General features: G+C 41.9%; 17 protein-coding genes. 10 read left to right on the top strand and 7 right to left on the bottom strand.

What is annotated here, in order from left to right; all coding sequences use genetic code 11:
- Positions 1 to 6 precede the first annotated feature (6 nt).
- The 3 genes from L4C37_RS08605 to tldD all read left to right on the top strand — a co-directional run bounded on the left by L4C37_RS08605 (position 7) and on the right by tldD (position 6,244).
- A complete protein-coding gene (locus L4C37_RS08605; protein WP_273294668.1) occupies positions 7 to 3,903 on the top strand; it encodes a YhdP family protein in 3,897 nt (1,298 codons plus the stop codon).
- Positions 3,904 to 3,964: 61 nt separating this feature from the next.
- Positions 3,965 to 4,777 (top strand): carbon-nitrogen hydrolase family protein, encoded by an 813-nt coding sequence (locus L4C37_RS08600; protein WP_429768342.1) that lies wholly within the window; start codon positions 3,965 to 3,967, stop codon positions 4,775 to 4,777.
- Positions 4,778 to 4,798: 21 nt separating this feature from the next.
- Positions 4,799 to 6,244: a metalloprotease TldD gene (gene tldD, locus L4C37_RS08595; RefSeq protein ID WP_137374409.1), complete on the top strand. Its 1,446-nt coding sequence runs from the start codon at positions 4,799 to 4,801 to the stop codon at positions 6,242 to 6,244.
- Between the two features lie 154 nt (positions 6,245 to 6,398).
- Here the strand turns inward: tldD and L4C37_RS08590 are convergent, their stop codons facing one another.
- Positions 6,399 to 7,802 (bottom strand): PhoH family protein, encoded by a 1,404-nt coding sequence (locus L4C37_RS08590; RefSeq protein WP_429768341.1) that lies wholly within the window; start codon positions 7,800 to 7,802, stop codon positions 6,399 to 6,401.
- Positions 7,803 to 8,238: 436 nt separating this feature from the next.
- Here L4C37_RS08590 and rapA point away from each other — a divergent pair, with 436 nt between their 5' ends.
- A complete protein-coding gene (rapA, locus tag L4C37_RS08585; protein WP_429768340.1) occupies positions 8,239 to 11,148 on the top strand; it encodes an RNA polymerase-associated protein RapA in 2,910 nt (969 codons plus the stop codon).
- 106 nt (positions 11,149 to 11,254) lie between these two features.
- On the opposite strand, the gene L4C37_RS08580 is transcribed toward rapA, so the two are convergent.
- On the bottom strand, positions 11,255 to 12,529 hold the full coding sequence (locus L4C37_RS08580; RefSeq protein WP_429768338.1) for an NRAMP family divalent metal transporter: 1,275 nt from the start codon (positions 12,527 to 12,529) through the stop codon (positions 11,255 to 11,257).
- 224 nt (positions 12,530 to 12,753) lie between these two features.
- Here L4C37_RS08580 and rluA point away from each other — a divergent pair, with 224 nt between their 5' ends.
- A complete protein-coding gene (gene rluA / locus L4C37_RS08575; RefSeq protein ID WP_429768337.1) occupies positions 12,754 to 13,488 on the top strand; it encodes a bifunctional tRNA pseudouridine(32) synthase/23S rRNA pseudouridine(746) synthase RluA in 735 nt (244 codons plus the stop codon).
- A gap of 68 nt (positions 13,489 to 13,556) precedes the next feature.
- Complete coding sequence (locus L4C37_RS08570) at positions 13,557 to 14,510, top strand: D-2-hydroxyacid dehydrogenase (protein ID WP_429768336.1); 954 nt, start codon at positions 13,557 to 13,559, stop codon at positions 14,508 to 14,510.
- 90 nt (positions 14,511 to 14,600) lie between these two features.
- Here L4C37_RS08570 and L4C37_RS08565 read toward each other — a convergent pair whose 3' ends face one another.
- The 4 genes from L4C37_RS08565 to argR all read right to left on the bottom strand — a co-directional run bounded on the left by L4C37_RS08565 (position 14,601) and on the right by argR (position 19,768).
- Positions 14,601 to 15,038: a universal stress protein gene (locus L4C37_RS08565; protein ID WP_137374414.1), complete on the bottom strand. Its 438-nt coding sequence runs from the start codon at positions 15,036 to 15,038 to the stop codon at positions 14,601 to 14,603.
- Between the two features lie 88 nt (positions 15,039 to 15,126).
- On the bottom strand, positions 15,127 to 17,706 hold the full coding sequence (locus tag L4C37_RS08560) for a TRAP transporter permease (RefSeq protein ID WP_429768335.1): 2,580 nt from the start codon (positions 17,704 to 17,706) through the stop codon (positions 15,127 to 15,129).
- Between the two features lie 258 nt (positions 17,707 to 17,964).
- Positions 17,965 to 18,933: a TAXI family TRAP transporter solute-binding subunit gene (locus L4C37_RS08555; protein ID WP_137374416.1), complete on the bottom strand. Its 969-nt coding sequence runs from the start codon at positions 18,931 to 18,933 to the stop codon at positions 17,965 to 17,967.
- A 364-nt stretch (positions 18,934 to 19,297) separates the two neighbouring features.
- A complete protein-coding gene (gene argR, locus L4C37_RS08550) occupies positions 19,298 to 19,768 on the bottom strand; it encodes a transcriptional regulator ArgR (RefSeq protein ID WP_137374417.1) in 471 nt (156 codons plus the stop codon).
- Between the two features lie 332 nt (positions 19,769 to 20,100).
- Between argR and mdh the strand changes: the two genes are divergently transcribed.
- Positions 20,101 to 21,036: a malate dehydrogenase gene (mdh, locus tag L4C37_RS08545; RefSeq protein ID WP_273296959.1), complete on the top strand. Its 936-nt coding sequence runs from the start codon at positions 20,101 to 20,103 to the stop codon at positions 21,034 to 21,036.
- 177 nt (positions 21,037 to 21,213) lie between these two features.
- On the opposite strand, the gene ispB is transcribed toward mdh, so the two are convergent.
- Positions 21,214 to 22,185, bottom strand: a complete 972-nt coding sequence (gene ispB, locus L4C37_RS08540) for an octaprenyl diphosphate synthase (RefSeq protein WP_273296960.1) — start codon at positions 22,183 to 22,185, stop codon at positions 21,214 to 21,216.
- A gap of 269 nt (positions 22,186 to 22,454) precedes the next feature.
- Here ispB and rplU point away from each other — a divergent pair, with 269 nt between their 5' ends.
- From rplU to cgtA, 3 genes are all read left to right on the top strand, one after another.
- The gene (gene rplU / locus L4C37_RS08535) at positions 22,455 to 22,766 is read left to right on the top strand and encodes a 50S ribosomal protein L21 (RefSeq protein WP_004740823.1); all 312 of its coding nucleotides are present in this window, start codon (positions 22,455 to 22,457) and stop codon (positions 22,764 to 22,766) included.
- A gap of 19 nt (positions 22,767 to 22,785) precedes the next feature.
- The gene (gene rpmA / locus L4C37_RS08530; RefSeq protein ID WP_004735905.1) at positions 22,786 to 23,043 is read left to right on the top strand and encodes a 50S ribosomal protein L27; all 258 of its coding nucleotides are present in this window, start codon (positions 22,786 to 22,788) and stop codon (positions 23,041 to 23,043) included.
- 299 nt (positions 23,044 to 23,342) lie between these two features.
- The gene (gene cgtA / locus L4C37_RS08525; protein ID WP_372264369.1) at positions 23,343 to 24,515 is read left to right on the top strand and encodes an Obg family GTPase CgtA; all 1,173 of its coding nucleotides are present in this window, start codon (positions 23,343 to 23,345) and stop codon (positions 24,513 to 24,515) included.
- Positions 24,516 to 24,554 lie beyond the last annotated feature (39 nt).

Genomic DNA, 24,554 nt, shown 5'->3' with positions numbered 1-24,554 from the left:
TCTTTTGTGAGTTCAGGTCTTACCCGTTTACTGCGCGCATTATTGTGGTTAGTTGTTACTGTATTGGTCATGTTGGCGATAGCAGTAACAACGTTGCGTGTTGCTTTACCAAATTTAAATAAATATCAATCAGATATCGAATCCTGGGTTAATCAAAATTCAGGTTTTGAATTCTCTATTCAAGATGTGAGTGGATTTTGGCGAAATACTCACCCTTCTATTGCTATTCAAGGCGTTAAAGCCATTTTTCCTCAGTCTGAAAATTTACAGTTTTCAGTTGAACGTGTTGAAGTGGAATTCGACCTCATTCAATCCGTTTTACTTATGCAGCCTGTCGTCACTGATTTGATCATGAACGAAATGGCGGTCGATGTTCGCTCTTTAGATATTTTAGGGACGAAATCAAAAAATGATTCACTAGAAGTAGCGCAAGAAAGTTTGGATTCAGATGAGTCCTCAAAGTCTAAAATGATAAAGGAGTTAGATAACTTCTTATTGAAAACTCTGGTGGATTTTACAGTTAAAGACTCTTCTATCCAGTATGTTTCGATTTCAGGTGAAGAGCGTCAGCTCGATATAGAGCACCTTAAATGGCGAAATTCAGGTGAACAGCATTTAGCTGAAGGTGTCGTAAGCATTAAAGATGCTAACCTGAACTCTTTGTCAGTAAGCGCTAACTTTATTGATGGTGGATCATTAGTTGATGTATCCGGTGAGTTTTATGTAAGTGCTGATAGCGTTTCAATTCAACCATGGCTTACTCACTACATGCAGGCTGAGTCTGGAATAAAGAGTGGAACAATAAGCTTAAATAGTTGGTTGACTCTAAAAAACAGCAAGCCTGTTGATGCTTATGTTGAAGTTCTACCTTCTGAGCTTAGTTGGACAGAAGATGGAGACCACGATTTTTTAGTGGAATCAGGTGTATTTAAGTTATCTCCTACGGAAAATGGCTGGCAAGTAAATGGTCACTCACTTAATTTGAGAACGGATGATACTCAATGGCCTGAACTTGATGTTGCGTTTGATTGGCAACATGACTTATGGCATTTGAATGTGTCTCAGGTTGAGGTTTCCGCCCTTACGCCCTTAATTAAGCTAATGCCTGATTCAGCCACTTCTACTAAATGGATTGAAAAGCTCAATCCTGCTGGTGTTATTGAAGACATTCGAGTTTCGATGGGTGAAGAACTAGAAAGCCTTCGCTATTCTGCAAGTTTTCGTGATATGTCATTAAAACAGTGGGATTTGTTGCCTGGTTTTAATCATGTCTCAGGCAGAATTTCTGGTTCAACAGTTCAAGCATATACCAGCTTATCCGTCATTGATGACGTATTTCCGTATGGTGAAGTTTTCCAAGCCCCTTTAAATATAAAGCAAGGTCAAGTCGACATTGTTTGGCAGCAAGATGAGTCTGGCTGGAGGTTATGGTCAGATAAAGTCACAGCCGCCACACCAGATTTGCAAGTTCTGGGCGCGTTTCGTTTAGATTTTCCAAATGATAGTAGCCCGTTCTTATCATTTTATGGTGAGGCAGACGCATACAATGTAGGTGAAACTTGGCGTTACCTACCGACTCTCGCCTTAGGACAAGATCTTACCGATTACCTTTCAACGGCTATCCAAGGCGGAAAAGCTGAAACTGTAAAGCTGTTATGGCATGGCGAATTAGCTCAATATCCATATTCAAATAATGAGGGTACTTTTCAGGTATGGGTTGGGTTAGAGGAAGCGAAATTTAGTTTTGATACAGCTTGGCCGCTCATTACCGATTTGCAATTGGATCTCTTGTTTGAAAATGATGCCATGTATTTGGATTCTCGTTCAGCTCAATTAATGGATGTAAAAGCAAAGCGAATTACAGGGCGAATTCCTTACCTTGGGGAAGGCGGTCACATAGAAATTGAAGCAAGTGCTGCCGCTTCTGGTAATGCTGTGCGCAATTATATGACCTCTACACCACTGGTTGATTCTGTGGGGGCGGCTTTAACTGCGTTACAAGTGGATGGAAAGGTAGATTCTAAATTTCAGCTGTATATTCCTTTTGACTCCAATGTAGAGTCTAGAGCGTGGGGCTATGCTGACTTAAAAGGTAACCATGTCGATATAAAAGCTCCGCCAATAACGCTGGAAAATGTGACGGGTAGAATTGAGTTTGATAATGATGTAGTGACTGCAAATGGTCTCGCTGCGGAGTTATTAGAACAAGGTATTTCTGTTGATTTTAAAGGTGAAAATGAAGGTACTGGCTATGTTGTTGATATCGATGTTCTAGGGGACTGGGATACCGATCCTTTAGTACCTTATATTGGTGAACGTTGGTTGAGCCGGATTTCAGGGCATGCTCCTTGGCAGACTGGAATCGATATTCAATTAAATGATATTGGTTTTACGTACCAACTCGATCTGCAATCTGATCTTAAATTTATTGCTAGTGAATACCCTTATCCATTAGCTAAGAAATCATTAGAAAATGGTGCTTTAAGGCTTCAGGCTTCGGGGAATCAAGAGTCAATTACGGCCCGTCTACAATTACCTAATAGTAAATATCAAACTGAGATTGATATAACTGGTGAAGTGCCAGTTCTGACCGCGACCAATTTAGTTCTTGGTCGTGGTGGATATAAAATTAGCCCTGTGGTTGGACACCATGCCCTCATTCGTACGGATAAATTCAACCTAGATGATTGGCTTAGTGTCACCGATCACTCTGAAGCGGATAGTAAGGCGGTGTTGAGTACTATGAACACCCCTGAAATCCCAATGCCAGAGCGAGTGACCCTTGAAAGTAAGCAGTTAACATTAGCGGGTATTCAGTGGAATGATGTTGACTTCAAAGCTCGCAAGCAGAACTCGGCTTGGAAAGTACAGCTTAAGAGTCAGGAAGTTGAAGGAGATATTCACTATTTAGAGCCATATGATCTGAGTGTTTCTCTGGATAGGTTGCACGTGTTTGTTCCTGAATGGTCTACAGAGAAGAAATCAGAGCCGTTATTAAAAATTAAAGAAGAACAGGCTCCGTTGATCTCGAATTTTGACCGTAAGATCCATGATCTAATGCCGAATGTGACACTTTTAATCGACGACTTGTGGTTACAAGGTTATAAGGTCGGAGAGGTGAATGTTGAACTCTTACGCCAAGAAGATCGTATTGAATGGAAAAAGATCCAGGTTCGCAGTGGTACAAATAAAGCCGACATTAGTGGTTGGTGGAAACTGGATGGTGATATTAGTCAGTCGACGCTGAATGTTGATATCGAAGGCGAAAATAACAGTGAGTTAATGGAGCGTTTCGGTATCACCTCTGGGATACAAAAAGCTCCATTTGAGCTTCAAGCGAATATGACTTGGGACGGATCGCCATGGGGAATCAAAACCGATACTTTAGACGGTAATGTCGAGACTAAGTTTGGTAAAGGCATTATTTCAGATGTAAGTGGTGCTGCTAGGCTTCTTGGGTTGTTCAGCTTGGACTCGATCATTCGTAAGATGCAACTCGATTTCTCTGATGTATTTGATAAGGGCATGGCATTTAACTCAATTACAGGAACTGGTGAGTTTCAAAGTGGGATTTTCTTAACCAACGATCTGAATATGGATGCCGTTGCGGGTGAAATGCAGATCAATGGTATTGCAAACTTGAATACGAGGTTGGTTGATGCTGAAGTGAATTTCACACCAGATATCACATCCGGTATTCCAGTTTTGACGGCGTTTGCGGTAACCCCACAAACGGCTTTGTATGTACTTGCGATTACAACGGTTATCTCGCCAGTTGTGGAAGTCTTTACTCAAGTAAACTACTCAGTTAAAGGACCTTTAGACTCGCCTACTGTTAGTGAATTATCACGAAGAAAAGGTGAGTTTAAATTACCTGAAAAGTTAAGAAAGCTAGCCGAATAGATAGCCGTTTTAATAACAGCTATTGAGTCAGGCTATACTCAATAAAGAATGGAGCAAACACATGGATAGTGTTGGTTTAATCCAAATGACTTCAGGAGCGGACCCTGAACTAAACTTAGCTTACATCACCCAAGAAGTGATTCGATGTAAAGCTCTCGGCGCTAAATGGGTCGTGTGTCCTGAAAATGCATTAATATTTGGGGCGAAATCCGATTACCACCGATACGCAGAAAAGATCGGCGAAGGTGTTATTCAAAAGCAGTTATCCGAAGTAGCTAGAGAACAGCGAATTTGGATTGTGATTGGAAGTATGCCAATACAGACCTCGAAAGGTGTGACCACTACTACATTAGTGATTGATGATTTTGGGGCGATAGTTGCCCACTATGACAAGCTGCATATGTTTGATGTGGATGTTGCAGATGCGCAAAAGCATTATCGAGAATCTGATATTTTTACGGCTGGAGATAAAGTCGTTACCGCAGAAACGCCTTTTGGTCGCCTGGGTTTGAGTATTTGTTATGATGTGCGATTTCCTAACCTGTATTCGGAATTACGTAAGCAAGGTGCGCAAGTCATGATTGTCCCGGCAGCCTTTACTGCGGTAACAGGTGAAGCACATTGGGAAGCATTGTTAAGATGCCGAGCCATTGAAACCCAATCTTGGGTTGTCGCTGTTGGTCAGGGTGGCATTCATCCGTGCCTAAGAGAAACCTGGGGTCACTCTATGGTTATTGACCCATGGGGAAGAATCGTGACCCAATTAGGACAACAAGCAGAAAGTGTGGTGGTCGAGTTAGATATTACAAGTTGTGAGTCCATCAGAAAGAATATGCCGATAGCGCAACATACTCGTTTTACCAACCAATTTTAATTTAAATAACAAGAGCTAGATATGAGCATTAGTCAAATTGAAGAAGCGCTACTCAACCCTACAGGGCTTACGGAGCAAGATATCGCAGATACATTAGCGAGCATTGCGACCCGCCAGGTTGATTATGCCGATATCTATTTCCAGTCTAGCTGGCATGAATCTTTAGTACTTGAAGATAGCATCATCAAAGATGGTTCATTCAATATTGATTGTGGTGTGGGTGTTCGTGCTGTTGCAGGCGAAAAAACAGGTTTTGCTTATTCAGACCAAATTCAGCTTGAAGGTCTGAAGCAAAGTGCTATTGCTGCTCGTGGTATTGCACAGCAAGGTCAAAGCGCTTCTGTTCAAGCGTTTAAACGTAATCAAAATCAAGCTTACTATGATGCTGTAAACCCGCTAGCGAGTTGGGAAAAGCAGCAAAAAACAGAACTACTGAAATCATTAGATGCGTACATTCGTACTAAAGAGCCAATGGTAACGGAAGTATCGGTAAGTTTGAGTGGCGTGCATGAGCAGATGCTTGTTGCCGCAACCGATGGAACTTACGCAGGTGATATTCGCCCGCTAGTTCGACTATCTATTAGCGTATTGGCACAAAAAGGTGATCGCCGTGAAAGAGGCAGTGCTGGTGGCGGTGGTCGTTTCGGTTACGACTTCTTCTTATCTGATCAAGATGGTTCTAAAGTCGCTTTCCAATTCGCAGATGAAGCAATTCGCCAAGCATTAGTCAACTTAGAAGCGGTTGCTGCGCCTGCTGGCGCAATGCCTGTCGTATTAGGTTCAGGTTGGCCTGGAGTTCTACTTCATGAAGCGGTAGGTCACGGTTTGGAAGGTGACTTCAATCGTAAAGAGTCTTCAGTGTTCTCTGGTAAAGTAGGTGAGCAAGTGACATCAAGCCTTTGTACTATTGTTGATGACGGTACGCTAACAGACCTACGTGGTTCACTGAATGTGGATGATGAAGGTGTGAATGGCCAATACAATACCTTGATTGAAAAGGGTGTACTAAAAGGCTATATGCAAGATAAGTTGAATGCACGTTTAATGGGTGTTGCACCAACAGGTAATGGTCGTCGTGAATCATATGCACATTTACCTATGCCGCGTATGACAAACACGTACATGCTGCCGGGCGAGCATACACCGGAAGAAATTATTTCAACGGTTGAGAAAGGTATTTACGCGCCTAACTTCGGTGGCGGGCAAGTTGATATTACCTCTGGTAAGTTCGTATTTTCTGCATCAGAAGCGTATATGATTGAGAACGGAAAAATCACTCACCCAGTCAAAGGTGCGACGTTAATTGGTTCTGGTATTGAAGCCATGCAGCAAGTTTCTATGGTGGGTAATGACCTAAGCATCGACCGCGGTGTTGGTGTGTGTGGTAAAGCGGGTCAAAGTGTACCTGTAGGTGTTGGTCAGCCAACATTGAAGCTAGACTCTCTAACTGTTGGTGGTACTGAGTAAGTCACTCCAGATATCTGCCTAGTGAAAACTCATTCGCTAAAAATTAATAGATAAGAAGCGCCTCCATTGTGAGGCGCTTTTTTATTGGTTTCGATTTATATCGGCTTTAGGTTAAACCTGTTTAGAGTCTGCATTTTGGGATACAACAGAGCTATTACATATTCTCTTCTGCAAACTCAGCGAGTCGGCTGCGCACTACACCATTTAAATGAATATTCGCGCTGCCTTCAAAGTTTTTAAATCTTTCCACCATGTAGGTGAGACCAGAAGTCACAGGAGTAAGGTAAGCCGAATCAATCTGAGCTAAATTACCAGAGCACACAATTTTGGTGCCTTCACCGCAACGTGTAATGATGGTTTTGATTTGAGATGCGGTCAGGTTCTGGCATTCATCCAAAAGTACAAAGGCATTTTGGATGGATCGCCCACGCATGAAGTTGATCGATTTAAATTGGATGTTGGCTTTATCACAAATGTATTTCATTGAACCTTCCGTGCAGTGATCGTTTTTGTGTAAAGCTTCTAGCGTATCGGTAACCGCTGCTAACCAAGGAAGCATCTTTTCTTCTTCTGTGCCCGGTAAAAAACCGATAGATTCACCAATGTCGGGGGTATTGCGAGTCACTATGATCTTATCGAACTGTTTACGTTCAATGGTTTGTTCAAGTGCAGCTGCCATTGCCAGTAACGTCTTTCCGCTGCCTGCAGCCCCCGTTAGAATGACCAAATCAATATCCGGGTCGAGTAGCGCGTCTATAGCCATGCCTTGGTAAACATTCTTAGGGGTAATATCCCACGCTCTTCGGTTCATTATCCTTTCACGGCTTAAGTCTCTCAGCGTTATTTTCTCTGTGGTAATTTCTTCCACTCGCCCTGCGAAATCACTGTCTTGATCGATGATGTATTGATTAATGAAAGTCGGCTCAAAAGGCTCACGAGCCATGGTATGCAGTGTTTTACCTGCAACATTTCGGCTCTCTACATTATCAATGCCATCCCAAAATACGCCTTCAAGCTGTTGAAACCCTTTCGTTAAATATTGAATATCATCAATTAACTGATCGGTTTGATAGTCTTCAACGAAGCGAACGCCAGCGCCTTTCGCTTTCAGCCGCATGTTGATGTCTTTGGTGATGAGCACTATTTCACGAGGGGCTCGTTTATTCTGTAGGTAGATAACAGCGTTGAGAATTCGATTATCCCCTGCTTTATCATCATTGAAAGCTTTGACCGTTTCTTGAAGCTCATAGTCAGCGAGTATCGAAATGGTGCCAGACGCTTCAGCGCCTTTGTTTCCTGAAGCTTGAATGTCTTTAGAAAAGGGAATGCCTTCTGATATTTGCTCGGGGGTGGCATCGTGAAAGAGATCTTCTAAAGTTCGAATGGCGACTCGAGCATCTCGTGCAACATCGCGCTTACTGTCTTTAATTCGATCGAGCTCTTCGAGGACTGTCATTGGAATGACGACATCATGCTCTTGAAATGAATAAATCGCATAAGGTTCATGAAGTAGGATATTGGTATCTAAAACGAACAGTTTCCGTGTGGTATCGCCCATAGCATCTCCTTGCCGAAAGTCGGCTTGTATTGCATTGATTGAATACGGGTTTAAGTCGTTAAGTATTAGAGTAAGTGTAGATAAATACTTAACCAATGAGGCAAATTTTAAGTATTGGGCTTGGTATTTTTATTTGAAATACGCTCCATACCGTCACTTCTATTAATCTGCTATCTATAGATTAAGCATGAATTTTTTTCAGTTTTATTTCATTTAAGAAAACTAAAAAAAAGCATGGAAATAGCGACCTTTAGACGTGACCTAAATCACAGCATCAAGTAAGATTAGCGACCTTTTTCTATACCATTCTCTAACAAGCTTTATTATCGAGCGTTGATTAGAAAAGTGGCGGAAAGTTAAACGTTTTTTCACTACTATAAAAATAGCCATTTAGAAAAAGACCAAATTACACACATTAAGATGAGGTAGTCGATTCATGACATTTGCTTTGGGGCAACGCTGGATTAGCGATACGGAAAGCGATTTAGGTTTAGGTACCGTTGTAGCAATGGATGCTCGCACAGTTACAATAATGTTTGCGGCATCAGAAGAAAATCGTGTGTACGCACGAACTGAAGCACCCGTAACCCGAGTAACGTTCAATGTCGGTGATGTTATCGAGTGTCAAGAAGGTTGGTCTTTGAGCGTCGAAGAAGTGATTGAAGATAAAGGTCTTCTTACTTACTTAGGCACGCGTACAGACACTGAAGAAGGTGGCATTGTTCTTCGTGAGATCTTTTTGAGCAATCAAATTCGTTTTAACAAACCTCAAGATAAATTGTACGCCGGTCAGATTGATCGAATGGATAACTTTGTTTTACGTTACCGAGCACTAAGCAATCAATATCAACAGCATAAAAGCCCAATGCGTGGTTTATGCGGAATGCGTGCCGGTCTAATTCCTCATCAGCTTTATATTGCTCATGAAGTCGGTCGTCGTCATGCGCCGCGAGTATTACTCGCTGATGAAGTTGGCTTAGGTAAAACCATTGAAGCGGGTATGATCATTCACCAACAAGTGTTGGCTGGTCGTGCTGAGCGAATCTTAATTGTTGTTCCTGAAACGCTTCAACATCAATGGCTTGTAGAGATGATGCGTCGTTTTAACCTGCATTTTTCTATCTTTGATGAAGAGCGCTGCATCGAAGCTTTTGCTGAATCAGATAACCCATTTGATACTCAGCAATATGTACTTTGCTCTCTTGATTTCTTACGAAAAAGCCGCAAACGTTTTGAACAAGCACTGGAAGGTGAATGGGATTTACTGGTTGTTGATGAAGCTCATCACCTTGAGTGGAGCCAAGAAAAACCTAGCCGTCAGTACCAAGTTATTGAAGGTTTAGCGGAGCAAACTGCGGGTGTCTTATTGCTTACTGCTACTCCTGAGCAACTAGGTCGTGAAAGTCACTTTGCTCGTCTTCGTTTATTGGATCCTGATCGCTTCTATGATTACGAGGCTTTTGTTGCAGAAGAAGATCAGTACGCACCCGTTGCAGATGCAGTAACGGCTTTATTCTCAGGAATGAAGCTTGAAGATAGCGCTAAAAACCAAATTACAGAGCTATTGTCTGAGCAAGATGTCGAGCCACTTTTCCGTATTATTGAAGGCGATAGCCGCGAAGAAGAAAAAGCAGCGTCACGCCAAGAGTTGATTGATAACTTAATGGATCGTCATGGTACTGGACGTGTGTTATTCCGAAATACACGTGCTGCGATTAAAGGTTTCCCTAAGCGAAACGTGCATTTATTACCAATGGACATCCCGTCTCAATACACCACCTCGATGCGTGTATCTGGCATGATTGGTGGAAAGATGGCACCTGAAGCTCGTGCCATGAAAATGCTTTACCCTGAAGAGATCTTTCAAGAGTTTGAAGGTGAAGATTCAAGCTGGTGGCAATTCGACTCTCGCGTTAACTGGTTACTTGAAAAAATCCAAGAAAAGCGCAGTGAGAAAGTATTGGTTATCGCTTCTCGTTCTAGTACCGCTCTGCAATTAGAGCAAGCTCTGCGTGAACGTGAAGGTATTCGTGCCACAGTCTTCCATGAAGGCATGTCTATTATTGAGCGCGATAAAGCTGCAGCGTACTTTGCACAAGAAGAAGGTGGAGCGCAGGTTCTAATTTGTAGTGAGATTGGTTCTGAAGGGCGTAACTTCCAGTTTGCAAATCAACTGGTTATGTTCGATTTACCATTTAACCCTGATTTATTAGAGCAGCGTATTGGTCGTTTAGACCGAATTGGTCAATTGCGTGACATTGATGTACATGTTCCTTATCTGAAAGGTACATCTCAGGCGATTCTTGCTCGTTGGTTTGATGAAGGTTTAAATGCTTTCTCTGAAACTTGTCCAACAGGTCGTACCGTGTATGACAAATTCTCAGGTGAGTTGATTTCTATGCTTGCTTCGGGAAATACCGAGCAGCTTGATGAAGTCATTGCCGAGTCTGCAAAACTAAACAAAGCGTTAAAAGCGGATCTTGAAAAAGGACGAGATCGCCTATTAGAAATGCATTCTAATGGCGGTGATAAAGCGCATGATATTGCTGAGAAAATTGCTTCGACTGACGGCGATACTAACCTTGTTGCTTTTGCTTTGAGTCTATTCGATACGATTGGTTTGAACCAAGATGATAAAGGCGAAAATGCGTTAGTAGTAACACCGTCAGAACATATGATGGTACCAAGCTACCCTGGTCTGCCTTATGAAGGGGCAACTATCACATTTGATAGAGAAACAGCGCTTTCTCGTGAAGATATGAACTTCATTAGCTGGGAACACCCGATGATTCAAGGTGGTATTGATTTACTACTGAGCGAAGGTGTGGGCACATCTGCGGTTTCATTATTGAAAAATAAAGCGCTGCCGGTTGGCACCATTTTACTTGAGCTTGTATACCTTGTGGATGCGCAAGCGCCTAAACGAAGTGGGATCAGTCAGTTCTTACCTAAAACGCCAATTCGTCTAATGATGGATGCTCGTGGTAATGACCTATCTGCTCAAGTGGAATTTGATAGCTTTAACCGTCAACTAAGTCCTGTTAACCGACACCTAGCAAGTAAGTTAGTAAGCTCAGTTCAAGCCGATATTCATAGTTTGATTGAAGCTGGTGAAGCTCAGGTATTACCAAAGGTTGAGGAAGTGAGAGAGCAAGCTCAACAAGACATGCTGGCGAATCTTAATGGTGAGTTAGAACGTTTACAGGCCTTGAAAGCGGTTAACCCTAATATCCGCGATGAAGAACTTGAAGCGATTGAGACTCAAATTACTCAGCTAACGGGTTACATCAGTAAAGCGCAAGTACAGCTAGATTCATTACGTCTGATTGTGGTTTCTCATAATTAATCAGTAATAAAAGCATTATGAAATATTAAATAAGGCCTTCATTTGAAGGCCTTATTTGTATCTAGGTTTCAGAGGTTTACTCTAAGTGAGCGGTTTAAAGAACCGATTAAATAAACCATTTCCACCAAACGAATACCGCAAGAAATCCAAAGAGGTAGATTAAGCCTATAATCGAAAGTCCTTTGAGCTTACTACCCATTGCCAGTTCTTCCGGCAACTCAGCTTTGCTTACAAGAATGTAGTTAAGAAGAGCAAAAAATGGCGTAGTCACAAAAGCCATGATCATCGCAAAGTTAAGCATTGGCATAAGTGCTGAAGTGAAAAAGGCAACAATTGCCAAAGCCAGTACTGAAATAACAATGATCCAAGCTTGAGTGAACCCAGGTTTTGCTTCTTGTTTGAAGAGTAAACGTTGAGATTCAGCTAACACACGAGCATAGCCATCAATAACCGTAATTGTACTACCAAAGATACAGAAGAAGGCAATCACGGCAATAAGCGGTCGAGACCATTCACCAATCGTTGTGGCATACATTCCAACAAGCTGTTGAGCAAAACCCATACCTGATCTTGAAAATTCAACACCAGATCCGTGCAGGACTAAAGCACCAAGAGCAAGGAATACAATGGCTAATAACGCTGTGCCGATATAACCGACATTAAAATCAAATAAGGCAGACTTAGCGGTAACGTCCTGTTTGTTCACCTGACTTTTTAACCACATTGAAGTGATACTTGAGATCTCGATTGGCGCAGGCATCCAGCCCATTGTTACGACTATAAAACCTATTGCGGCTAGAGACCAAGGTGATGGTGGAACAAAAGCGTCGGCAGGTTCAACGGGAGAACCAAGAGCCATCGCAACGGCAGCTAATGTCGTAATGGTTAGGGTTGCCATGATCACTTTGGATAGGCTGTCTAAAGCGCGGTAGTGCCCTGCAAATAAAATAATCAGACAGGTGGCTAGGACAATCATACACAGCGTGGTAGTAGCGAGTTCGACAGGAATAAAATAACTGAGCAAACTGGCGCTAAATAACAATAAAGCGGCGGTGTTTACGACAGCAGAAATACTGCTCAGAATTGAGAAAATAATAAGGTAAGGACGGCCTAAGTTTGAGTAGCCTTCAACCAAGCTTTGCCCAGTGCCCATCGTGTATTGAACACCAGCTCGAAAGAATGGGTATTTGAAAACGTTGACTAAAAGAATAAGACCCGCAAGCTGCCAACCATAAATGGCACCTGCTTTCGTTGAAGCGACAAGGTGAGATCCGCCAACCGCCGCAGCTGCCATCATTATCCCTGGTCCTAAAGAACTGAGCAGCTTTGTTATTGCGTTAGATTTTTGGGGTTCTTTTGTCGGGTGAGCCGTATTTTCCATCATCCATCCTTTGATGTGTTATTTTATTGTTAAGGAAACCATCTTTAACACATTTGATTTAGTCGTCAATACATCTGTACGGTTTAATTGAAATTTGGGAAATATTTTCATTGCGTTTGCTCTGCTATACTCCGCGGCTAACATTCTGCAGCCAATATTCCGCAGCTAACTAACATTCCGCAGTTAACTAACATTTCGCAGTTAACATATAAAAGAGAACAATTATGGCGATGCTTGAGTACACTCCACCAACCGAACCTTGGATTGATATTGTCTACCAAGATGACGATGTTTTGGTGGTCAATAAGCCACCTGGTTTGCTTTCTGTGCCGGGGCGTGCGCCTGAGCATTACGATAGTATGTGGAGTCGCCTAGTTGTCGAGTTTCCAGAAATCCAAGTAGTACACCGTTTAGATATGTCGACATCAGGATTGATGCTTTTAGCTAAGCATAAAGAAGCTGAGCGTTCATTGAAAAAGCAATTTCAATACAGGCTTACTCATAAGGTGTATTACGCGAAAGTATGGGGAAAAGTAGAACAGCAAGAGGGAATGATTGATTTACCGCTAATCTGTGACTGGCCGAATAGACCAAGACAGAAAGTGTGCTACGAGCATGGCAAGCCTTCGCAAACCCGCTACCAAGTTGTTCAGTATGATCAGCACACTACGTTACTGCGCTTATTGCCTATCACAGGTCGTTCACATCAATTACGAGTGCATTCCATGGAAATTGGTCACTCAATTGTCGGTGATGAGTTTTATGCTTCACCTGAAGCGTATGCTTTTTCTGACCGCTTAGAGTTACATGCGTGTGAACTGAGTTTTTTTCACCCTGCTGATAATCAATTATTCAGTGCCTTTGTACCGTGTGATTTTTATGAAGAAGCAGAGCCGCAAGTTCGCCAACATTTTGAGATTGCGACAGAGCTACCAGACTATAAAAAGTTAAAAGCTTAACTTTAACTGTTACTGCTCTCGAATTGGGCTGAGTATGAATACGCAAAAATAAGGAATCCTAAGCACAAATGAAAATTGTATTTTTAGATCGCGCAACCATTCCATCTCAGATTCAATTAAAGAAACCCAATTTTGAACATAGTTGGGTGGAATATGATTTTACGGAACCGGAACAAGTTCAAGAACGCGTTATTGATGCAGACATTGTAATTACCAATAAAGTCATTCTAAATGCCAGAAATTTATCGCAAGCGACTCGCTTACGACTTATTGCAATCTCTGCAACTGGCGTGAATAACGTAGACACAGACTACTGTGAGGCTAATGGAATAGGGGTCGCTAATGTTCAAGGTTATGCTACTCGGTCTGTTCCGGAACATGTCATCGCGATGCTATTTTCATTGAAGAGAAACCTAGTGGGTTATCATCAAGATATAGAAAAGGGTGAATGGCAAAAAGATAAGCAGTTCTGTTTTTTTACTCACCCTATTCAAGATGTATCAGGTAGTACGCTTGGAATTATTGGTAGTGGCGGATTAGGTCAAGCCACAGCCTTACTGGCGAAAGCTATTGGGATGAATGTACTTTTTTCAGAAAGAAAAGGCGTTAGTATCTGCCGAGAAGGTTACTTGCCATTTGAAGAGCTACTACAACAGTCAGATGCTATTACTCTGCATTGCCCTTTAAATAAAGAAACTCATCATCTCATTGGTAAAAGTGAGCTGTTGTTGATGAAAAGAAGTGCCGTGTTAATTAATGCAGGGCGGGGCAACTTAGTTCATGAACAAGCATTAGTGGATGCATTACAAACTGGCGAGATTGCAGGGGCTGGCGTTGATGTATTTAGTGAAGAGCCTGCCGATAAAAGTAATCCATTATTGGCACATAGCCATTTACCAAACCTTATTTTGACGCCGCATGTTGCTTGGGGAAGTGACTCCGCAATCCAAGCTTTATCCGACATACTGATAGAAAATCTAAATAGCTTTATGCGGGATGAAAAGCTTAATCGAGTGGTATAAGTTGACGAGTCAGGAAATAAAAAAGGTTGCTGTTATAGCAACCTTTTTTGATATCGAATAGAAATTTTGAGACCTAATAGATAGGTATGTTTAGCCTTGAGGTTTCACGACCAAAACATTAATTGGTGAGTTTTGTACGACTTTACTCGCCACTGAACCAAGTACAACTTTATCGATCTTAGAGCGCTTATGGCTTGGCATGACGATAAGGTCTGCTCCAAGCTTTTCTGCGAAATCCAAAATAGTCGAATAAGCTTTACCTTCCGATACGTGTACTTTGTAGATGATTTCATCATCAATATGCTTGTCAGCAAATTCCTTCAGTTGGTTTTTTACGTCCAACTTCATCTGATTTGCGGCATCTTTCGGAAAATAAGATGCGACCATTGACATATGAATGCCCGGTAGAACATTCAGTAAATGTACTTCTGCATTGCTGTGCTTTGCGTGCCAAACTGCAAGTTCAACGGCTTTATCAGCAAAGCCTTTATCATTAAGATCAACAGGAACAAGGATTTGTTTATACATGTTTTATTCTCTTTTTAACCAGCACCTAGGTTAGGCTAGGTGCTGTAATGATCCTTTCCATAGTATAAAGCCCGTATGGCTAAATACATTACGCACTAATCTCATCCTTACGAGCGCGTCTTCTTTGATTCATCGCTAAGCCAATTAAAATTAGCAATGCTGGTAAAAATACCCATTCTTTCATTGGTCTTTCAGCTGGTTGGATGATGGATTTAATTTCCCAATCAAAATCAATACCAGACGCTTCTGCTGGGCTACCAAATTCAACCATATCAACAATCATCTTGCCGTCAGTTTCCGTTAGCATTAACCCCATTGATGCGATTCGGTCATCCGCTGTTATCGCTGAATCTTCAAATGGAAGACGAACGGTTTTCTCAGAATAGTCACCTTCTAAGTTTTCACCACCAATTCTTAACTCAAGTGATTGTCCCACAGAAAGATTTTCAGTGATTTGAGCAATCTCAACTCCTGGAGAAAGAACTTTAGCTGGGTACACCATGTCCCACCAGAAGCCAGGGCGGAAGAATGTGAAAGTAAGTGCGATCAGAAGGATCGTTTCCCACCATTTATTCTTCGTAAACCACCAACCTTGTGTTGCTGCTGCAAAAATAAGGACAGCTGTAACTGATGAGAAAATTGTGAGTGCTAAGTGCCACCAAGAATCAATGCCCATTAATAGCAGTTGAGTATTGAATATGAACATGAATGGCAAAATCGCGGTTCGGATATCGTAGGTAAAGCCTTGGATACCGGTACGAATTGGATCTGATTTCGCGATAGCGGCAGCTGCAAATGCGGCTAAACCAACGGGTGGAGTATCATCAGCTAGAATACCGAAATAGAACACAAATAAGTGAACCGCAATCAGTGGGATGATTAAGCCATGTGCGGCACCTAGAGTTACGATAACTGGAGCCATTAGAGTCGATACAACAATATAGTTTGCTGTAGTGGGTAGACCCATACCTAAGATCAGGCTGATAACCGCTGTGAACAGAAGCATAAGAATGATGCTTCCGCCTGAGATAAACTCAACGAAATCAGTCATTACAAGTCCAATACCTGTTAGCGTTACTACGCCAACAACAGTACCTGCCGCCGCTGTCGCTACACCGATACCGATCATGTTTCTCGCACCAGACACTAAGCTTTCAGCAAGGTCGATAAATCCGGCTTTAGTTTGGGTCGCAAGATCATCTGACTTGTTCATTAATGCCATTAATGGACGTTGTGTAATCAAGATAAAGATCATGAATACTGTTGCCCAAAATGCCGATAAGCCTGGAGAGAAACGTTCAACGGTTAGACACCAAACCAGTACTACGATAGGCAATAAAAAGTGAAGACCAGATTTTACTGTCGGACCTGGTTCAGGAACTTCAGTTAGGTTTTCATCGATTTCGAGTCCGCCTTCAACTGCATACTTCGCTGATACTCGAACTAAAGCAACGTACGAAATTAGTAGAGCAACCGTTACGATAGGTGTAGCAGCATCGCCGAATACATCTTTTGTCCAACCAACACCGTAGTATACAGCAGCGCTTATTACACATAAGCCTAGAATAGTGCCAGTGAACGACATTAAGCTTTGAACAATAGTTGGTGTACGACGACGAGGAAGTCCTGTCATACCTGCTTTACATGCTTCTAAGTGAACAATGTAAATCAGTGCAATATAAGAAATTAAAGCAGGAAGTAGAGCCGCTTTAATAACTTCAACGTACGAGATGCCTACGTATTCAACCATTAAGAATGCAGCAGCACCCATGATTGGTGGTGTTAATTGACCATTAGTTGAAGCGGCAACTTCTACAGCGCCCGCTTTTTCACCGGAAAAACCCACACGTTTCATGAGTGGAATGGTAAAAGTACCGGTTGTTACTACGTTAGCAATCGATGAGCCAGAAACCAAACCAGACAGACCTGAAGCCACAACCGCTGCTTTTGCAGGACCGCCTTTCATGTGTCCAAGTAGAGAAAATGCGACTTTAATGAAGTATGCACCAGCACCTGCTCGCTCTAGCATTGCACCGAAAAGTACAAACAAGAATACGAAAGAAGTAGAAACACCTAGAGCGACACCAAATACACCTTCTGTCGTTAGCCATAGATGAGACATTGCTTTGTTTAAGCTTGCGCCTTTATGAGCAATGACATCTGGCATATGAGGACCGCCAAATGTGTATAGCAAGAATACGGCAGCTACCACCATCAGCGGTGGACCTAAAGCTCGACGAGTCGCTTCTAAAAGAAGCACCATACCTGTTACTGCAGCAACAATATCAAAAGTGGTTGGAGCACCAGAACGACCGGCAAGCTCTGTGTAAAAAATATAGATATACGCTGCGGAGAAACTGCCGGCTAAAGCCAATATCCAATCCATCGCAGGGATATGGTCTCGCGGGGAGTTTTTTAACGCCGGATAAGCGGTAAATGCTAGGAAAATAGCGAAAGTTAAATGAATGGAACGAGCTTCAGTGTCATTTAAAATAGCAAAGTCGAATATAAACGGTAGCGGTGATGCATACCAAAGTTGGAATAGTGACCAACATAAAGGCACAAACCATAAAATACGACCTTGTAAGCCGCTTGGGCTACGTGCACCAGTGTCGGACTGTGCCACCATTTCTTGCACATCTGAAGACGGTGAAGTTGTCTGCGTCATGTACTTTATCCTTATTATTGATGGTCTCACCTATAAACAAAACAGCAGAACCTCTTAAGCATCTATTAGTGTAGTAAATAGATGGGAAAATGTGTTCTGGTTTTGATTTATCTTAGGCTTGAAACGAAGGTAAGTTATCCAAAATGGATTAACTTAAAGATTGTTTTCTTTTCACGCTGGTTACTTTTTGTTTTATAAAACGTGAAAAACCAATAAGGATGTTAACCACCCTTATTGGCTCGGTAGGCTAAAGCGTTATTACTTTAGAAGACCTACTTCTTTGTAGTACTTTGCAGCGCCTGGGTGAAGAGGGATTGAAAGACCTGCTTTCACCATGTCTTCTTTCTTCAGGTTAGCAAATGCTGGATGTAGACGTTTGAACGTAGAGAAGTTTTCGAAAACTGCTTTTGCTACGTTGTATGCTGTCTCATCTGAAACATCTGTTGTTGTAACCATTGTCGCGGCTACACCAAAGCTGTTTACGTCGTTTTCTGTACCACGGTACATGCCAGCTGGTACTGTGCTGTATGCGTAGTAAGGGTTTTCAGCAACGATTTCATCAATCTTAGGACCTGTAGCTGATACTAGCTTAGCGTCACATGATGTTGTTGCTTCTTTGATTGATCCGTTCGGGTGACCAACCATGTAGATGAATGCGTCAATCTTGTTATCACAAAGAGCTTGTGAACGCTCAGAACCTTTCAGTTCAGAAGCTAGTTTGAAGCTGTCATTCGTCCAACCCATAGCGTCCATTACAACACCCATAGTTGCACGGTCACCAGAACCTGGGTTACCAATGTTTACACGCTTACCTGCAAGGTCAGCAACATTGTTAATACCAGAGTCAGTACGAGCAATAATGTTGAATGGTTCTGTATGTAGAGAGAACATTGCGCGAAGTTTTTTGTACTCGCCTTGTTCTGCGAACTTACTTGTGCCGTTATAGCCGTGATATTGCCAGTCTGATTGAACAACACCAAAATCTAGTTCACCTGCGCGAATTGTATTTACGTTGTAAATAGAACCGCCTGTAGACTCAACAGAACAACGAATGTTGTGATCTTTACGACCTTTATTCACAAGCTTACAAATAGCACCACCAGTAGGGTAGTAAACACCTGTTACTGAACCAGTACCGATAGTGATGAACTCTTGAGCGTTAACCGCGCCAGCGCCCATTACAGCAGCTGCAATAGCGCCAACTTTAATAAGTTTGGTAAATGCCATGAATTTCCCTTCCTTTATTCATTATTAACCCTGAAGTAAGTGTAGTTACTTCTGGAGTTTCCTATTTGGAAACGGCACCTTTTTCAATCCATCTGTTGAAAAAGTGGCTGAATAGTATCAAAAAAATGGCACAAAATTACTCAATTGTTAAAACATATAGCGTAAAAGTCTAAGGGATGCTGCATGGATATTATGCAAATTTTATCGTTATGTATTTTTAAATCAGTAGGTTAGTGGTTTTATGGTGGATGTTTCTGAATATTCTAGGATGTGATTTGGATCACGGTGACGATGAGTGCTCGTGATCCATAAATATAGTAAATAGAGATAAGAAGTTATGAACTTAGTGACTGATCACTACGTGTTAGCCTGCGTATTCAAATAGCTCGCATACCGAGTCAAATAGCTGCTTCGTTGTTACGGCTAAAGTCGGGGTAATAAAGATAGTATCGTCACCAGCCACTACACCAAGAATTCCCTCAGATTTACCTAAAGAGTCCAGTAAGCGAGCAATTAACTGTGCAGCACCTGGCCCGGTATGGATAACAACTAAAGCAGCGTTATGGTCAATATCGAGTACCAGCTCACGCAAAGAACTTGAAACGGTAGGAACGCCAAGCTCTGCTGGTAAACAGTAAACCATTTCCATTTTCGCATTACGAGTTCGAACTGCCCCAAACTTGGTAAGCATGCGCGATACTTTTGATTGGTTGATGCTTTCAAAGCCTTCTAACTTAAGGGCATCGACGATTTCACCTTGAGAGCCAAAACGCTCTTCTTTCAGTAAAGATTTAAAAGCGCGAACTAAAGTGTCTTGTTTTTCTGTATTGCGCATGATGATTTCTTATTCGTTAACATAATTATTGTGCATATTTTCGCATACATATGCAGTTATCGCCAAGTGGGTGCATCAAATTGTTAGTCGTGTCACTGTAAAAAACTAATAGTCTATCGTGCTGTTAGAGCATATTTATTTTGTTATTTCAGGTGATTATTCTCATAATGCTGATGCTCTGTGTAGCACGTTTTTATTGACTTGCGCGAGGTCGCAAAGATAGCGTTAATTGATTGTAATCATTTTGTGATTACTATAGTTTTCTAAGTTAATTAGCTCATTTTATACCCTACAAAAATCTTATAAGAGATAAGTTCTCAAGGAGAATAACAATGAAAGTAGCTGTTATTGGTGCCGCTGGTGGCATCGGTCAAGCCCTAGCCCTACTACTTAAAAACCGCCTCCCTGCCGGTTCTGATTTAGCTTTATACGATATTGCACCTGTTACACCAGGTGTTGCTGCCGATCTTAGCCATATCCCAACGCCTGTTTCGATCAAAGGTTACGCGGGTGAAGATCCAACTCCAGCACTTGAAGGTGCGGATGTTGTGCTTATTTCTGCTGGTGTTGCTCGTAAACCAGGTATGGATCGTGCCGATCTTTTCAATGTAAATGCAGGTATCGTAAAATCTCTAGCTGAAAAAATTGCTGTTACTTGTCCTACTGCTTGTGTTGGTATTATTACTAACCCAGTAAATACAACTGTTCCAATTGCTGCTGAAGTTTTAAAGAAAGCCGGTGTCTACGACAAGCGTCGTTTATTTGGTATTACTACACTTGATGTTATTCGTTCAGAAACGTTCGTTGCTGAGCTGAAAGATAAAGATCCAAGCGATATCCGTGTACCTGTTATCGGTGGTCACTCTGGTGTGACAATTCTTCCTCTTCTATCTCAAGTTGAAGGCGTAGAGTTTACGTCTGAAGAAGTTGCAGCGTTAACTAAGCGTATTCAAAACGCAGGTACTGAAGTCGTTGAAGCAAAAGCTGGTGGCGGTAGTGCAACTCTATCTATGGGTCAGGCTGCGTGTCGTTTTGGTTTAGCACTAGTGAAAGCATTACAAGGTGAAGAAAACGTAATTGAATGTGCTTATGTTGAAGGTGCTGGTGAACATGCTCCTTTCTTCGCACAACCAGTGAAGCTTGGTAAAGAAGGCGCAGAAGCGATTCTTAGCTACGGTGAACTAAGTGATTTCGAGAAATCATCACTTGATAGCATGCTTGAAACACTAAATGGCGATATTGAAATCGGTGTAGAGTTTGCTAAATAAGTAAGCTGAAACCATTTTAATCTTCATTATTAAACAAAAAGCCGCTCATTGAGCGGCTTTTTTAGTGTTTAAGGTGACGACCCTTTAGATAAAAATTTACCATCGTTATATAAAGCAGAAACTTAGTTCCGCTTTATATTAAAATTTAATGAGGTGTTTATCAGAAGTTAGTCTGCTTTATTTAGAACGTTTCACCGCAAGGTGGGCTAGGGTAACCAAAGCTTCTTTATATTCAGACTCAGGAAGCACCTTAAGCTCTTGAATTGCTTTATCAGCTTCTTCATGCGCTTTTTTAGTCGTGTATTCTAGAGAGCCTGTTTCGTTCATGGCAGCTAATATGTCATTCAACTTGTCCATGCCGTTCGCTTTTTCTATCGCTTCACGGATCATGCTAGCTTGCTCTGGCGTTCCGTTATGCATCGCATAAAGTAGAGGCAAGGTCGGTTTGCCTTCAGCTAGGTCATCACCAACATTTTTACCCATCTCTTTACCATCAGAGGTGTAGTCCATCACATCATCAATAAGTTGGAATGCGGTACCTAAGTATTTACCATAGTTCTGCATTGCACTTTCTATTTCAGGTGATGATTCAGTAAGGATTGCGCCTATTTGAGTTGCAGCTTCAAAAAGTCGTGCAGTCTTCGAGTAGATAACTTGCATGTAACTTTCTTCAGTCGTGTCTGGGTTGTTACAGTTCATTAATTGTTGAACTTCACCCTCGGCAATTATGTTTACGGCTTCGCTCATTAGATCAAGGATCTTTAATGATCCTAGTTTGGTCATCATTTGAAATGAACGTGTGTAAATAAAGTCACCGACTAAAACGCTAGCGGCATTCCCAAAAGCTGCGTTGGCAGTTGCCTTACCACGACGCATGTCAGATTCATCGACGACATCATCATGGAGAAGTGTGGCAGTATGAATAAATTCAATAAATGCAGCTGAAGTGGTATGTGCTTCGCCTTGGTAGCCAAGTGCACGGGCAGATAAGATTGCAAGCAAAGGGCGAAGGCGTTTACCGCCACCGCTTACGATATAAAAACCGAGCTGATTGATTAAACTTACGTCAGAATTGAGTTGAGCTTGAATTGTTTCATTCACTTTTGCCATGTCATCGGCAGTAAGCGCTTGGATAGCTTTAAAATCCATTATTCATCCGGCTGAGGTTAGAACCTGTAAGGCTTATTCATTATGTTTTAATGTGTGAATGATACACTAAAAAACGTTGATTAATACATCACTTAAGGGCATGATTGCGGCACTTTTCTTTGGCGAACATGTTTTCGCCAATATTTTAAAAATATGGCTTGTCATAGCGTCATGATTCCCGTAGAATCTGCGCCCTATTGATTAGTTTAGCGCACACCCGAGTTGTACAATTAACAACCATAGGCTGTGCGGAAAAAGCGGAGTAAAATATGTACGCTGTTTTCCAATCTGGTGGTAAACAACACCGTGTAAGCGAAGGTCAAACTCTTCGTTTAGAGAAATTAGACGTTGAAACTGGTGCAACTGTAGAATTTGATAAAGTTCTTCTTGTTGCTAACGGCGAAGAAATCGCTGTTGGTGCACCTCTTGTTGAAGGTGGTAAAGTTACTGCGGAAGTAGTACAACACGGTCGTGGCGATAAAGTAAAAATCGTTAAGTTCCGTCGTCGTAAGCACTCTCGTAAGCAAGCTGGTCACCGTCAGTGGTTCACAGAAGTGAAAATCACTGGCATTAACGCTTAAGTATTAGGAGAGTTTAACAATGGCACATAAAAAAGCTGGCGGTTCTACTAATAACGGCCGCGATTCAGAAAGCAAACGTCTTGGTGTTAAGCGTTTTGGTGGTGAATCTGTTCTTGCAGGTAACATCATCGTTCGTCAACGTGGTACTAAGTTCCACGCTGGCACAAACGTTGGCATCGGTAAAGACCATACTCTTTTCGCTCTTACTGAAGGTAAAGTGAAATTTGCAGTAAAAGGTCCTAAAAACCGTAAATTCGTAAGCATCGAAGCTGAGTAATTTAATCTTTTATTAGATTATAATTACAGTAGCTTTCAAGCTGAATTCAAAAGCCCTGCCTATTCGGCGGGGTTTTTTATTTATAGTGGAATAAAAAAGCAGATACTTTTTGCTTAGAGCTTGAACTATTGCTATGAGGTTAAAGTTTGAATTCTTTTAATGAAGTAAAGAGTGGCTTCTTATTTGTTCCTTATTGCAGATTGGTCGAAGATCTTAGATGATCGATCTAAATACGGATCTGCTAGAATTTATATCAGTCCCTCGCGATTGGTATCGCAACGCAAAGTGCGGAGTAAAAAATGAAATTCGTTGATGAAGCGGTAGTAAAAGTAGAAGCCGGTGATGGCGGTAATGGTACGGTTAGTTTTTGGCGTGAGAAATTTGTCGCTAAAGGCGGTCCAGACGGTGGTGATGGCGGTGATGGCGGTGATGTTTACCTTCAGGCTGACGAGAACTTAAATACACTGATCGATTACCGTTTCCAACGTTTTTATGACGCTGAACGTGGTGAGAATGGTCGTGGTGGTAACTGTACTGGTAAGCGTGGTAAAGATATTACGTTGAAAGTGCCTGTTGGTACCCGTGCTGTTGACATTCACACTAATGAGATTGTTGCTGAAGTTGCAGAACACGGCAAGACTGTCATGGTTGCCAAGGGCGGTTGGCACGGGTTAGGTAACACTCGTTTCAAATCTTCAGTAAACCGTGCTCCTCGTCAGAAGACAATGGGTACTAAAGGTGAAGTTCGTGAACTACGCCTAGAACTGCTGCTTCTTGCTGATGTTGGTATGCTTGGTTTACCAAATGCAGGCAAATCAACGTTTATTCGTTCTGTTTCTGCAGCGAAACCAAAAGTAGCTGACTACCCGTTTACTACCTTAATCCCTAGTTTAGGTGTGGTAAGTGTTGTCCCAGAGAAAAGTTTCGTAGTGGCGGACATTCCTGGTCTGATCGAAGGTGCTGCAGATGGTGCTGGTCTTGGTATTCGATTCCTTAAGCACTTAGAGCGCTGTCGTGTTCTTCTTCATATGATTGACATTTTGCCGATCGATGAATCAGACCCGATCCAAAATGCACTAACGATCATGGATGAACTTGAGCAATACAGTGAAAAAGTGGCACAAAAACCTCGCTGGTTGATCTTCAATAAAGTTGATCTAATGCCTGAGGAAGATGCGGATGAAAAGATCCAAGAGATCTTGGATGCTTTAGGTTGGGAAGGTGAGCACTACAAGATCTCAGCAGTTAATAAGCGTGGCACAAAAGAGCTTTGCTTGAAACTTGCTGAATTTATGGATCACTTACCACGTGAAATCGAAGAGTTTGTTGAAGAAGAAAAAGTTAACTTCATGTGGGACGATTACCATAAAGATGCAATGAGTGGTAAGAATGTTGTTACTGAAGATGACGACGACTGGGATGATTGGGACGACGAAGAAGATGACGGTCATGTTATCTATGTTCGTGACTAATCATTAGTTGATTGAAGAAAGCCGCAATGAAAATTGCGG

Origin of the sequence: Vibrio kagoshimensis (assembly GCF_050337535.1) — a bacterium.
GTDB lineage: Bacteria > Pseudomonadota > Gammaproteobacteria > Enterobacterales > Vibrionaceae > Vibrio > Vibrio gallaecicus.
The sequence above is the reverse complement of the archived record's forward strand: the minus strand, read 5'-3'. Positions and strand labels throughout refer to the sequence as shown.

Bases quoted from the DNA above. Each gene is read 5' to 3' on its own strand.
- L4C37_RS08600 (WP_429768342.1), top strand. From the start codon at position 3,965: ATGGATAGTGTTGGTTTAATCCAAATGACTTCAGGAGCGGACCCTGAA.
- tldD (WP_137374409.1), top strand. From the start codon at position 4,799: ATGAGCATTAGTCAAATTGAAGAAGCGCTACTCAACCCTACAGGGCTT.
- L4C37_RS08590 (WP_429768341.1), bottom strand. From the start codon at position 7,802: ATGGGCGATACCACACGGAAACTGTTCGTTTTAGATACCAATATCCTA.
- rapA (WP_429768340.1), top strand. From the start codon at position 8,239: ATGACATTTGCTTTGGGGCAACGCTGGATTAGCGATACGGAAAGCGAT.
- L4C37_RS08580 (WP_429768338.1), bottom strand. From the start codon at position 12,529: ATGGAAAATACGGCTCACCCGACAAAAGAACCCCAAAAATCTAACGCA.
- rluA (WP_429768337.1), top strand. From the start codon at position 12,754: ATGGCGATGCTTGAGTACACTCCACCAACCGAACCTTGGATTGATATT.
- L4C37_RS08570 (WP_429768336.1), top strand. From the start codon at position 13,557: ATGAAAATTGTATTTTTAGATCGCGCAACCATTCCATCTCAGATTCAA.
- L4C37_RS08565 (WP_137374414.1), bottom strand. From the start codon at position 15,038: ATGTATAAACAAATCCTTGTTCCTGTTGATCTTAATGATAAAGGCTTT.
- L4C37_RS08560 (WP_429768335.1), bottom strand. From the start codon at position 17,706: ATGACGCAGACAACTTCACCGTCTTCAGATGTGCAAGAAATGGTGGCA.
- L4C37_RS08555 (WP_137374416.1), bottom strand. From the start codon at position 18,933: ATGGCATTTACCAAACTTATTAAAGTTGGCGCTATTGCAGCTGCTGTA.
- argR (WP_137374417.1), bottom strand. From the start codon at position 19,768: ATGCGCAATACAGAAAAACAAGACACTTTAGTTCGCGCTTTTAAATCT.
- mdh (WP_273296959.1), top strand. From the start codon at position 20,101: ATGAAAGTAGCTGTTATTGGTGCCGCTGGTGGCATCGGTCAAGCCCTA.
- ispB (WP_273296960.1), bottom strand. From the start codon at position 22,185: ATGGATTTTAAAGCTATCCAAGCGCTTACTGCCGATGACATGGCAAAA.
- rplU (WP_004740823.1), top strand. From the start codon at position 22,455: ATGTACGCTGTTTTCCAATCTGGTGGTAAACAACACCGTGTAAGCGAA.
- rpmA (WP_004735905.1), top strand. From the start codon at position 22,786: ATGGCACATAAAAAAGCTGGCGGTTCTACTAATAACGGCCGCGATTCA.
- cgtA (WP_372264369.1), top strand. From the start codon at position 23,343: ATGAAATTCGTTGATGAAGCGGTAGTAAAAGTAGAAGCCGGTGATGGC.